Annotated in this window: 11 protein-coding genes and 1 pseudogene; 2 read left to right on the forward strand and 10 right to left on the reverse strand. The window is 48.5% G+C overall.

Annotated elements, in window-relative coordinates; genetic code table 11:
• Positions 1-641: pseudogene (gene znuD, locus ACTHUM_RS09455) on the forward strand (TonB-dependent zinc receptor ZnuD); the annotation flags it as partial.
• 85 nt (positions 642-726) lie between these two features.
• Here znuD and ACTHUM_RS09460 read toward each other — a convergent pair.
• Both ACTHUM_RS09460 and ACTHUM_RS09465 read right to left on the reverse strand, forming a co-directional pair.
• On the reverse strand, positions 727-1,539 hold the full coding sequence (locus tag ACTHUM_RS09460; protein ID WP_004519279.1) for a phosphatidylserine decarboxylase: 813 nt from the start codon (positions 1,537-1,539) through the stop codon (positions 727-729).
• Positions 1,540-1,764: 225 nt separating this feature from the next.
• Positions 1,765-2,031, reverse strand: coding sequence for a hypothetical protein (locus ACTHUM_RS09465; RefSeq protein ID WP_039861953.1), 267 nt, complete (start codon positions 2,029-2,031; stop codon positions 1,765-1,767).
• 341 nt (positions 2,032-2,372) lie between these two features.
• Between ACTHUM_RS09465 and ACTHUM_RS09470 the strand changes: the two genes are divergently transcribed.
• Complete coding sequence (locus tag ACTHUM_RS09470) at positions 2,373-2,699, forward strand: hypothetical protein (protein ID WP_004519276.1); 327 nt, start codon at positions 2,373-2,375, stop codon at positions 2,697-2,699.
• A 174-nt stretch (positions 2,700-2,873) separates the two neighbouring features.
• Here the strand turns inward: ACTHUM_RS09470 and ACTHUM_RS09475 are convergent, their stop codons facing one another.
• From ACTHUM_RS09475 to ACTHUM_RS09510, 8 genes are all read right to left on the reverse strand, one after another.
• Complete coding sequence (locus tag ACTHUM_RS09475) at positions 2,874-3,281, reverse strand: phage holin family protein (RefSeq protein ID WP_039861951.1); 408 nt, start codon at positions 3,279-3,281, stop codon at positions 2,874-2,876.
• A gap of 109 nt (positions 3,282-3,390) precedes the next feature.
• The gene (locus tag ACTHUM_RS09480) at positions 3,391-3,825 is read right to left on the reverse strand and encodes a DUF883 family protein (RefSeq protein WP_004519274.1); all 435 of its coding nucleotides are present in this window, start codon (positions 3,823-3,825) and stop codon (positions 3,391-3,393) included.
• Positions 3,826-4,018: 193 nt separating this feature from the next.
• Complete coding sequence (gene sucD / locus ACTHUM_RS09485; RefSeq protein WP_002221113.1) at positions 4,019-4,909, reverse strand: succinate--CoA ligase subunit alpha; 891 nt, start codon at positions 4,907-4,909, stop codon at positions 4,019-4,021.
• A gap of 10 nt (positions 4,910-4,919) precedes the next feature.
• The gene (sucC, locus tag ACTHUM_RS09490) at positions 4,920-6,086 is read right to left on the reverse strand and encodes an ADP-forming succinate--CoA ligase subunit beta (protein WP_003675098.1); all 1,167 of its coding nucleotides are present in this window, start codon (positions 6,084-6,086) and stop codon (positions 4,920-4,922) included.
• A gap of 71 nt (positions 6,087-6,157) precedes the next feature.
• The gene (locus ACTHUM_RS09495) at positions 6,158-6,445 is read right to left on the reverse strand and encodes a hypothetical protein (RefSeq protein WP_004519272.1); all 288 of its coding nucleotides are present in this window, start codon (positions 6,443-6,445) and stop codon (positions 6,158-6,160) included.
• A 124-nt stretch (positions 6,446-6,569) separates the two neighbouring features.
• Positions 6,570-8,003: a dihydrolipoyl dehydrogenase gene (gene lpdA / locus ACTHUM_RS09500; RefSeq protein WP_002217382.1), complete on the reverse strand. Its 1,434-nt coding sequence runs from the start codon at positions 8,001-8,003 to the stop codon at positions 6,570-6,572.
• A gap of 258 nt (positions 8,004-8,261) precedes the next feature.
• The gene (gene odhB, locus ACTHUM_RS09505; RefSeq protein ID WP_004519270.1) at positions 8,262-9,443 is read right to left on the reverse strand and encodes a 2-oxoglutarate dehydrogenase complex dihydrolipoyllysine-residue succinyltransferase; all 1,182 of its coding nucleotides are present in this window, start codon (positions 9,441-9,443) and stop codon (positions 8,262-8,264) included.
• A 99-nt stretch (positions 9,444-9,542) separates the two neighbouring features.
• Positions 9,543-12,371: a 2-oxoglutarate dehydrogenase E1 component gene (locus ACTHUM_RS09510; RefSeq protein WP_004519268.1), complete on the reverse strand. Its 2,829-nt coding sequence runs from the start codon at positions 12,369-12,371 to the stop codon at positions 9,543-9,545.
• Between the last annotated feature and the right edge of the window lie 242 nt (positions 12,372-12,613).

The raw sequence follows: 12,613 nt of genomic DNA on the forward strand, positions 1-12,613 counted from the left end.
TCGCGCTGGGCTACGAAGGCGACCGCTGGCAATACAATCTGGCGCTCTACCGCAACCGCTTCGGCAACTACATTTACGCCCAAACCTTAAACGACGGACGCGGCCCCAAATCCATCGAAGACGACAGCGAAATGAAACTCGTGCGCTACAACCAATCCGGCGCCGACTTCTACGGCGCGGAAGGCGAAATCTACTTCAAACCGACACCGCGCTACCGCATCGGCGTTTCCGGCGACTATGTACGAGGCCGTCTGAAAAACCTGCCTTCCCTACCCGGCAGGGAAGATGCTTACGGTAACCGTCCTTTCATCGCACAGGACGACCAAAACGCCCCTCGCGTTCCGGCTGCGCGCCTCGGCTTCCACCTGAAAGCCTCGCTGACCGACCGTATCGATGCCAATTTGGACTACTACCGCGTGTTCAATCAAAACAAACTCGCCCGCTACGAAACACGCACACCCGGACACCATATGCTCAACCTCGGCGCAAACTACCGCCGCAATACGCGCTATGGCGAGTGGAATTGGTACGTCAAAGCCGACAACCTGCTCAACCAATCCGTTTACGCCCACAGCAGCTTCCTCTCTGATACGCCGCAAATGGGCCGCAGCTTTACCGGTGGCGTAAATGTGAAGTTTTAAAATCGGATAGGCAAACAAAAAAGGTTTTCAGACGGCCGTCTGAAAACCTTTTTTCTTGTTTTAACCAATCATTTAAAACTGACTATTAATCTTTCAACACATCTTGCACAGCCGCTTGAATTTTAGCCGCTGCTGCTTCGATTTGCTGCTGTTCGGTAGATTGGCTTGCCACTGTTTCAGCCGGAGTCGCTTGTGGAGCTGGCGCAGCTTGTTGAGCTGCGGCTTTAGGCTCAGATTCAGTTTGCGGCGCAGTCAGCGGCAAACGCGCCAATACAGTGCTGACGCCGGTAACTTTATCACCAATCGCCACTTGCGCCTGCGCATCGACAGGCAGATACATATCCACGCGCGAGCCAAAGCGGATAAAGCCATAACGTTCGCCGCGAGACAGTTTCGCACCTGCTTGGGTGTAGCACAAAATACGGCGCGCCACCAAACCGGCCACTTGAACAAAAGTAATTTCACGACCAGAAGCCGTAGTCGCCAACACCGCATTACGTTCATTTTCCGTGCTGGCTTTGTCCAAATCCGCATTCACGAATTTGCCTTTGTTATAGACCACTTTCGTTACCGTACAATCAGCAGGCGATTTTTGCGAATGCACGTTGAACACGTTCATAAAAATACTGATTTTCAAAGCATCGACATCACGATACGGATCGCGTGCGCGCTCGACCACCACGATACGGCCGTCAACCGGACTCAACACTGCTTCAGGATTTTGCGGAATCTCACGCGCAGGGTCGCGGAAAAACTGCAAAGCAAATACGGTAAACACCCAAAACGGCAAAGACCACCAGCCGCAACACATCGACACCAGCAGGCTCAAAGCCAAACCGCCGCCGATAATCGGCCAGCCCTCACGGGCGATAATCGGGTGGGGATACAAACGGTTCATCACTTATCCTTCATTTAATAATTTCAAAATTGCCGCCATTATATCTGAAACTCCAAACATTGAGGCCGTCTGAAATGTTCAGACGGCCGGTGTCTTTTGTAAAAAATACTCAATATAGATAAAGTTTCAGTTTCGGCAACACAATAACGCAGCGTCCTCAACAAGCGGCTCACACGCTCCAACAACTCGCTGCAAATATCATTTAGACCAAATCTCCGCCCTCGATTATCTCGACAAGCCCAGTATGACCGCCAACACTAGCCAGATCCAATGCCGACGGCGTGATGTAGAGAACAAAGAGCGTTGAGACAGCAAACGCGTTTGGCTCAACTGATACGCCACATCGGCCAACATTACCAAGCGATTAGTCTGCCGAGCATTACCTTCTTCCGCTTTACGCAGTTTCAAATTTTCCGCTTCAATCCGCAGCCGCACCAGCTTAGCTTCTAAAAGCAGCAGCTCGCGCGCTTCTTCATACTCCTGTTGCTTCATCGTCCGCATCCTTATCTATCTCACCGCGCAAATACGCAATATCCGATCGAATATCCTGCAAGGTCTCAGCCACACGGCTGCCCTGCTCCCGATAATCTGCCGATACCGTTTAAAATGATACAGTATAATCAACAGCTTCATAAAAAATACCTAAAAATATCCTCAAAGCCACCAGATTTGACAACGCTATCTCAATATTATCTCTTTTCAGGAAAATATAAGGCTTAAACAAAAGAAGATGTAACTGTCCTAAAAAGTTAAAAATTTAAGAGTCTTTTTCCAATAATAAATAACAACTCGAGATCTTCTGCTACCATAATACTCAACGGAGGGAACTAGCAATGAATAATACTAAATTAGTGATTCCAAATTGTAATGAGTTTATATCTATTTATGGATTTGATTGCGAAATAGACGATGTTATTCAGACTGTTAAGTTTGTTAACGGTGATGAACGAGTTACTTTGAGCTTTGATCTGACAGTAAATTCTGTCCGACTCTTGTTTTACAGAAAAGATTATATTGTCATTGATCTTTATCTAGAAAATCTGTCGGAGCTATATTTGGATGAAAATGGTAATTACCTATCATTTAAATTTTCTAACAGTCTTCATATCCTGATAAAACTCTATCCCCAAATTAATATTACTGGAACTACCCTGCTATAGATAACCAGAACAAATCTTTCTTTACTGATTATTTGAGGACAACCCCTTATCATTAGAGAGCAAATGCCTAATCAAGGTTTCAAGAGTATCTTAAAAGCTACGAAAATATTTTTATGTCTATCTATGACGGCATTTGCAATAGAATTGACATGTTCTAATATTCTTAGAAAACTCCTATGCACCTGTTGCTTCATCGTCCGCATCCTTGTCTATCTCACCGCGCAAATACGCAATATCCGATCGAATATCCTGCAAGGTCTCAGCCACACGGCTGCCCTGCTCCCGATAATCTGCCGATACTTTGCGGAACAATACGGCAATAATCAGCAGGCTCAAGAAGAAAATGCCGAAAAACACCCATAACGCCGCCACATCCGACAGCACGCGGTTCAAGCCGAACAGCAAACCGACCAAGCCCACCATCAACAGCGCGCCGGACAACACCAGCCAAATCGCCAAACGAAACACATTTTCCGCCTGACGCGTCAAATCCAAGCTCAATACCTGCAAACGCAGCAGCAGCAAATCCGCGCCCTGATTCAACAAAGCCTTGCCATGTTCAAAACGCTGGCGAATTCCCATCTCGATTATCCTTTTTTCCAGGAAAAATAAGGCTAAGGCCGTCTGCACGGCGCAATGAAATCCATGATTTCATGTACACGCCTGTTCAGACGGCCTTAACATATTCACATTAACGGCGGTTCAACAACACACCGACAACCAAACCGGCCAATGCGGCAAAACCCATCGCATAATATGGTTTCTCATGCACCACTTCATCAGCGTGTTTGGCACCGCGTTTCAAACGCTCGCCCGCATCAGCTTCAAATTCGGCAAAACGCTCTTTGCCTTCTTTCAAACGCTCCTGAGCCGCTTCTTCAAACTGCTCGTATTTTTCACGCGCACGCTCGGCATGATGGCGCAGACGTTCGCCGGCCTCTTCTTCAAAACGGCTCAAACGCTCTTTGGCCACAGCCAATTTTTCTTCCAATTTGGCTCGGGCTTTGCTACCCTCTTCCGAACCGGCTTCAACACCATTGCGGTATAACTCTTCCACATCATCCATTACTTCTCGGATGTCTTTCAGCAAAGCCTCGCGACGTGCCTCAAAATCGTGTTTTTTCATGGTTTTCTCCTTGATATAGGTTGATATGGTTACAGACTGTTTATCTGTTAATAAATTATAACCGTTTATTCTAAAATAAACGTTAATTTAAATAAAATTAAGTGCTTATTATGAAAACAAGCAAATGAAATTTAAAAAAAGGCCGTCTGAAAACTTCAGACGGCCTTTTCAATTCAGCTTAAAGACTTAAGTCTTATGCCAAACCTTTTGCTTTCAACACTTCCAGCATGGTAGTGCCCAACTCGGCAGGGCTGCGGGTGTAAGCGATACCGGCTTTTTCGAAAGCGGCGAATTTTTCTTCGGCAGTACCTTTACCACCGGAGATAATCGCACCGGCGTGGCCCATACGTTTGCCTTTAGGAGCGGTAACACCAGCGATGTAACCTACAACAGGTTTGGTTACGTTGGATTGGATGTATTCGGCTGCTTCTTCTTCCGCAGTACCGCCGATTTCACCGATCATGATGATGGCGTCGGTATCTGGGTCTTCTTGGAAGAGTTTCAGTGCGTCGATTTGGTTCATACCAGGAATCGGGTCGCCGCCGATACCAATACAGGTTGATTGACCCAAGCCCAGTTTGGTGGTTTGTGCTACAGCTTCGTAAGTCAATGTACCGGAACGGGAAATAATACCGATGCGGCCCGGAGTGTGGATGTGGCCCGGCATAATACCGATTTTGCACTCACCCGGAGTAATCACACCAGGGCAGTTAGGGCCGACCAAGCGGGTACCGTTGCCGTTGGTTTCCAAGTAACGTTTGGCTTTGAGCATGTCCAAAGTAGGCACGCCTTCGGTAATCACAACGACCAAGCCTACGCCTGAATCAACGGCTTCAACGATAGAGTCCAATACAAACGGAGCTGGAACGTAAATTACAGATGCGTCTGCGCCGGTTTCTTTAACGGCTTCTTTCATGGTGTTAAACACGGGCAGGTTCAGGTGGGTTTGACCGCCTTTGCCCGGGGTAACGCCGCCGACAACTTTAGTGCCGTAAGCCAGAGCTTGTTCGGAGTGGAAAGTACCGTTTTTACCGGTGAAACCTTGAACCAATACTTTGGTGTCTTTATTAATCAATACGCTCATTCTTTTCTCCTTAGGCGTTTACGGCTGCAACAATTTTTTCGGCTGCGTCATTCAGGCCGTCTGCAGAAGTCAGTTTCAGACCTGATTCGTTCAGGATTTTCGCGCCGAGTTCGGCATTGTTACCTTCCAAACGAACAACGACAGGAACGTTGACGTTGATTTCTTTAACGGCTGCCACGATGGCTTCCGCAATCATGTCGCAACGTACGATACCGCCGAAGATGTTGATCAATACGCCTTTAACGGATTTGTCTTCCAGAATCAGTTTGAACGCTTCAACCACGCGGTCTTTGGTTGCACCGCCGCCAACGTCCAAGAAGTTGGCAGGTTGGCCGCCTTTGAGTTTGATGATGTCCATAGTGGCCATCGCCAAACCGGCACCGTTAACCATACAGCCGATGTTACCTTCCAGGGCAACATAGTTCAGGTCGAATTCAGAAGCTTTCAGCTCACGTTCGTTTTCTTGAGATTTGTCGCGCAATTCAGCGATTTTTGGCAGGCGGTAGAGCGCGTTGCTGTCGATACCGATTTTGCCATCTACGCAAGCCAGCGCGCCATTTTCGCGAACTGCCAATGGGTTTACTTCAAACAGGGCGAAGTCGTTTTCGATAAACGCTTTGTACGCGCCGGTCATCAGTTTGACGAACTCGTTGATTTGTTTGTCTTTCAAGCCCAGTTGGAACGCAACTTCGCGAGCTTGGCAAGGTTGCAGGCCAACCAGCGGATCAACGGTTACTTTGAAGATTTTTTCTGGAGTTTCGGCAGCAACTTTTTCGATTTCCACGCCACCTTCGGTAGAGGCCATGAATGTAACGCGGCGGGTAGAACGGTCAACCACTGCGCCCAAGTACAGCTCGGTTTGAACCGGATACATGTCTTCGCAAACCAAAACGCTGTTGACAGGTTGGCCGTTGGCATCGGTTTGGTAAGTTACCAAGTTGGTGCCAATCAGGCTTTCAGCCACTTCTTTAGCTTCTTCGCGGCTTTTAACGACTTTTACGCCACCCGCTTTACCGCGGCCGCCGGCGTGTACTTGTGCTTTGACAACAGCGAATTTACCGCCCAATTTGTCGTAAGCTGCAGCGGCTTCTTCGCCGTTGTGTGCCAAAATACCGCCTTGTACGGGCAAACCGTAGCTAGCCAGCAGTTCTTTAGCCTGATACTCGTGTAAATTCATGGATTTCTCCTTAAGGTGAGTGGGTTTTAGGAATCGCCCTGCGGCCAATCCCATATTTTCAGACGGCCCTACTATTTACTGAAAGGCAACCACATCCGCGCCAGCAGATACATGGTTGCGCCTCCTCCTCCGAGAATAAAAAAGACAATGCCTTTTTTACGCGAATTCGGGCAGAGCAGATAAACGGCAAGGCTGAAACTGATAAACAACAATGCCACGCGCCAAACCAATTCTTTATCTTTGAAACGGTTGAGCGTATAAGTTTCGGTCATCATCACATACATCTGCCACAATGCGGCCATACACATGCTGATGATGCCCATCGGTATAAAGAAAATACCGACTATTTCTTTGTTCATAATGAATGTAAATGCTGTTTGTTTGTCTGACGGAATTATAAATCAGAAAACGAAGCTCTCGGAACATTCAATTTGTCGGAGGTCTTAAGGCCGTCTGAAAAATTTCAGACGGCCTTAATGTCTATCAACCGTGCAAAGCGCGTTTGTCGGCCGCCAATGCAGCTTCGTGAACCACTTCGGACAAGGTTGGGTGGGCATGGATGATGCGGGCGATGTCTTCGCTGCTGGCGAAGAATTCGAGCGCAGTCACGCCTTCGGTAACCAATTCGCTGACAACCGGACCAATCATGTGTACGCCTAAGATGCGGTCGGTTTTGGCATCTGCCAATACTTTGACCGTACCTTTGGCTTTGCCCATTGCCAATGCGCGACCGTTTGCGCCGAAACCTGAAGTACCTTTTTTGTACTCCACGCCTTCGGCTTTGAGTTGCTCTTCGGTTTTACCCACCCAAGCGATTTCAGGGTCGGTGTAAATCACGAACGGTACGTTGTTGAAGTCGATATGCGGTTTTTGACCGGCAATGCGCTCTGCAACGGCAACACCTTCGTCACTGGCTTTGTGTGCCAACATCGGGCCGCGAACCACGTCGCCGATTGCCCATACGTTAGGCAGATTGGTACGGCATTCGCCATCTACTTTGATAAAGCCGCGTTCGTCTTTTTCCAAGCCTACGGCTTCGGCGTTCAGGCCTTTGGTGTTTGGAATACGGCCGATGGCAACAATCAGTTTGTCGAATACTTCGGTTTTGGCTTCGCCGGCAGCAGTTTCGTAAGCAACGGAAACGCCTTTGCCTTCAGATTTGATGTCGCCGATTTTCACGCCCAATTCGATGCTCAGACCTTGCTCTTTGGTGAAGTATTTGAAGGCTTCCTTGGCGATTTGTTGGTCGGCGGCAGCCAGGAAGGTCGGCGCGGCTTCAAGAATGGTAACTTCTGCACCCACGCGGTTCCATACGGAACCCATTTCCAAACCAATCACACCGGAACCGATCACGCCGAGTTTGGCAGGTACTTCGGTCAGATTCAATGCGCCTTCGTTGTCTAATACGTTCACGTTGTCTATAGCAACTTGTGGCAGCGGACGCGGTACGGAACCGGTCGCTACGATGACGTGTTTGGCTTCGATAACGGTTTTCTCGCCTTTGTTATCGACTTCGATTTGATAAGCATCGCCATTTTTACCAGCAAAAGAAGCAGTACCGAACAGGCTGGTTACTTTGTTTTTTTGGAACAGGAATTTCACGCCGCCGGTCAGCTTGGTTACGATGGCATCTTTGCGCTCAATCATTTTGGCTGCGTCGAATTTTACGTCGCCGACAGTGATACCGTGTTCTGCAAAATCGTGTTGCGCAGCGTGGAAATGTTCGCTGGATTGCAACAGGGCTTTAGAAGGGATACAGCCTACGTTCAAGCAAGTACCGCCCAATGCTGGGGCGTTGCCTGCTTTGTTAACGCCTGCGTCAACGCAAGCGGTTTTGAAACCCAGTTGCGCAGCACGAATGGCGGCAACGTATCCGCCCGGGCCTGCACCAATCACTACTACATCATATTGAGACATCGTGTCATCCTTTGCTTTTGCAGTATCTCAAAATAAAAACGATACTTTTTGTTTCTTTTTTATTTTGAATGACTGCGTTTTGATGGTTTTAAGAAAAGGCCGTCTGAAAGTCTATATCTGCCGATTCATTCGAATCAAATGTTTCAGACGGCCTCAATCGTTCGTTGAGCCTATTGTAGCACGATACTACATTACGCTACATCTAAATAAAAATTCAGACGGCCTTTTCATTAACAAATAAAAGGCCGTCTGAAACGATTACAGATCCAACAACAGGCGTGCTGGGTCTTCCAACGCGTCTTTAATGGCTACCAAGGTCAATACAGCTTCGCGGCCGTCAATGATACGGTGGTCGTAAGACAGAGCCAGATACATCATTGGACGGACAACAACTTGACCGTTTTCAACCACAGCGCGCTCTTTAGTGGCGTGCATACCCAAAATCGCAGATTGAGGCGGGTTGATGATCGGGGTAGACATCATAGAACCGAAAGTACCGCCGTTGGTAATACTGAATGTACCGCCGGTCAGATCTTCGATAGCGATTTTGCCGTCTTTTGCTTTTTTCGCGTAATCAACAATTGCTTGTTCGATGTCGGCAATGCTCATTTGGTCGGCATCGCGCAGGATTGGCACAACCAAACCGCGTGGGCTGCCAATTGCGATACCGATGTCGAAGTAGCCGTGGTAAACGATGTCTTTGCCGTCAACAGAAGCATTCACAACCGGGTATTTTTTCAGGGCGGCAACAGCGGATTTAACGAAGAAGGACATAAAGCCCAATTTCACGCCGTGTTCTTTCTCGAATTTATCTTTGTACTTCGCACGCAAGTCCATGATTGGTTTCATGTTGACTTCGTTGAATGTAGTCAAAATGGCGTTTTCTTGTTGAGAAGCCAAGAGGCGTTCTGCAACACGGGCACGCAGGCGGCTCATTGGTACGCGTTCTTCAGGACGTGCGCCGGCAGGAAGTGCAACGGCAGGGGCTGCGGCTGCGGCAGGTTTGGCAGCGGCATTTTGTACGTCTTCTTTCAATACGCGACCGTCACGGCCGGAACCTTGCAATGCGTTCACGTCAACACCGGTCTCGGCAGCCAGTTTGGCGGCAGCAGGCATAGCGGCGTTGTTTTGTGCAGCAGCAGGAGCGGCGGCTGGGGTAGCTTCGGCAGGCGCGGCGGCTGGGGCTTCAGCAGCGGCAGTAGCAGCTGTATCGATGCGAGCCAAAACTTGGTCGGCAACAACGGTTTCACCGTCTTGAGCTACGATTTCAACCAATACGCCGGCTTGTGGAGAAGGGACTTCCAAAACCACTTTGTCAGTTTCGATATCGATCAGGATTTCGTCACGGGCAACTGCTTCGCCAACTTTTTTCTTCCATTCCAAGAGCGTGCCCTCAGATACGCTTTCAGACAGCATAGGTACTTTTACATCAATAATCATTTTGTGTCTCCAATGGCCCTTTCAGACGGCCTGTTGTGTGTTTTTAATTCTGCATATGGGCATTCCGCCTGAACAATTTCAAACGGAATGCCACTAGGTTTACAACGCCAAAGCGTCTTCAACCAATTGTTTCAATTGAGCAATGTGTTTGCTTGAGTAGCCCACTGCAGGCGATGCACTGCTTGGACGACCGGCATAAGACAGTTTTTGCTCTTCGCTGATAACGTCTTCGATACGGTGGCGGATTTGGTAGAACGCACCTTGGTTTTTCGGCTCTTCTTGCGCCCAAACCACAGATTTTGCGTTCGGGTATTTCGCCAGTTCAGCTTTAACCTCATCGTATGGGAACGGATACAGCTGCTCAACGCGGACGATAGCAACATCATTTTCCAGTTTACGCTCGGTACGGCCGGCTTCCAAGTCATAGTAAACCTGACCGGCACACAATACCACGCGTTTCACGCTGTCGTTGCTTGCACGTTCTGCGGTATCTCCGATAACTGGACGGAAAGTCGAACCTTCGGTGAAGTTTTCCAGCGGGCTCATTGCACCTTTGAAGCGCAACAGGCGTTTGGACATGAAAATCACCAGCGGTTTGCGGTATGAACCCAAGACTTGACGTTGCAAGAGGTGGAACATTTGCGACGCTTCAGACGGCATGATGACTTGCATATTGTTCTCAGAACACAGTTGCAACCAACGTTCTACACGTGCAGAAGAGTGCTCAGGGCCTTGACCGTCGTAACCGTGCGGCAGGATGGTGGTCAGACCGCACAAACGACCCCATTTGGTTTCGCCTGAAGACAGGAATTGGTCGATAGTTACTTGCGCGCCGTTAGCGAAGTCACCGAATTGCGCTTCCCAAATGGTCAGCTTGTCAGGAGCGGAGCAGGCAAAGCCGTACTCGAACGCCATTACGGCTTCTTCGTTCAAGATAGAGTCGATAACCAGGAACTCGCCCAAGCCTTCGCCCATGTTGCGCAGAGGAACATAAGTACCGTCGTCCCATTTTTCGCGTTTTTGATCGTGCAGAACGGCATGACGGTGTGAGAATGTACCGCGGCCGGAGTCCTCACCAGAGATACGCACGCCATGACCTTTGGTCAGCAGGCTTGCGTATGCGAGGGTTTCGGCCATACCCCAGTCGATGGCTTGTTTGCCGGATGCCATGGCTTTACGCGCTTCGATCACACGTTTTGCAGTCGGATGCAGGGCAAAGCCTTCCGGTACAGCGGTGAATTTCTCAGTAAGACGCTCAATGTCGGCGGCAGGCAAACCGGTTTCGATTTTTTCGCGCCAATCTTTGCCTTGGTATTTGCTCCAGTCGATTTGTGTGCGTTGGAAATTGCTCAACGTTGTTTGTTCAACATGTTCGCCTTTGTCCAAAGCATCACGGTAGGCTTGGATGTAACCGTCAGCCTCAGCTTGGGTTACCACGCCTTCGGCAATCAGTTGCTCGGTGTACAAAGCACGCGCACCTGGGTGTTGCGATACTTTTTTGTACATCATCGGTTGGGTCAAGGTCGGATCATCGCCCTCGTTGTGGCCCCATTTACGGTAGCAGACAACATCAACCACGATGTCTTTATGGAATTTTTTGCGGTAATCCAAGGCAGCTTGGATGGCAAAGCAAACGCGTTCAGGATCATCGCCATTCACATGGATAACCGGAGCGGAAACCATTTTCGCGATATCGGTACAGTGTACGGTTGAACGGGTATCGCGGGTATCGGAAGTCGTAAAGCCGATTTGGTTGTTGATCACGATGTGAACAGTACCGCCGGTGGTATAACCGCGTGTTTTAGACAGGTTGAATGTTGCTTGGTTAACACCCAAACCGATAAATGCGGAGTCACCATGAATCAATACCGGCAAGACTTTATCGCGGCCGTTTTCGCCCAAACGTTTTTGTTTGGCGCGTGCAGAACCTTCTACTACTGGATTAACGATTTCCAAGTGTGACGGGTTGAATGCCAAAGAAACGTGCATCGGGCCGTGTGGCGTAGCAATGTCGGAGCTGAAGCCCATGTGGTATTTCACGTCGCCGCTAGGCAATTTGATTTCGGCACGGCCTTCAAATTCGGCAAACAGATCAGCCGGTTTTTTGCCCAAAATGTTAACCAAAACATTCAGACGGCCACGGTGTGCCATACCGATGATGACTTCTTCCACGCCGTCTTTACCGGCGTTTTGAATCAAATAGTTCAAACCGGCAATGGCACTTTCGCCACCTTCGACACCGAAACGTTTTTGACCGACATATTTGGTATGCAGGTAGCGTTCCAGAGTTTCGGCAGCAGTCATTTCTTTCAAGATACGGCGTTTTTGTTCAACGTTGTAGCTTGGTGTAGACAGTACGCTTTCAAAATAATTACGAACCCAACGACGCTCTTCGGTATTTGGAATGTAGATGTACTCTACCGCGATATGGCCGCAGTAGGTTTGTTTGAGGTTACTGATGATTTGGGACAGAGGCAGTTTGCTCTGACCGGAAAAATCGCCCTCGCCCATATTGAACTGAAGTGCCATATCGGCATCTGACAGACCGTGGAATTTAGGATCGAGAGCTTCAATATTTTGAGGAGGAATACGTTTGAGCGGATCAAGTTGGGCTGCACCCACGCCTTGGATACGATAGGCAGAAATCAGTCGCAAAACGCTGACTTGCTTTTTCATCATTGCCTCATCCACACCGCCTGCGACGGCTGCGGCAATTTTCTTTTTAGCCAAAGTGGCAAATGATTCACGAATCGGTGTATGGGCAACATCGACAGCGACTGCGCCCGGCTGTTTACTCAAATCGGTAAAGTACTGTTTCCATTTTTCATCGACAGATTCCGGATTATCCAGAAACTTTTCATACAACTCCTCGATGTATGGCGCATTAGAACCAAACAGATAAGAGAAATTGAGTTTTTCGTCCATCATGGCGTGAGCTCTTTTCTTTAAAATATAAACAAAGGGTAGAATCCCGTGTTCTCCGAACGGAATTCAGGCCGTCTGAAATGACACTTTATTCTACCCTATTTCAAATCAAATTACCTGCTATCAACTTAATTAATTACGACCAACCTCATTGAAAACGGCAATTCGATTTTTTCAAACGACTTTTCAACAATATATTAATGTATTGTTTATTAGCGTTTATCTACCGGAACGTAATCGCGACG

The sequence above is a fragment of the Neisseria sp. P0021.S006 genome (genome assembly GCF_051956895.1).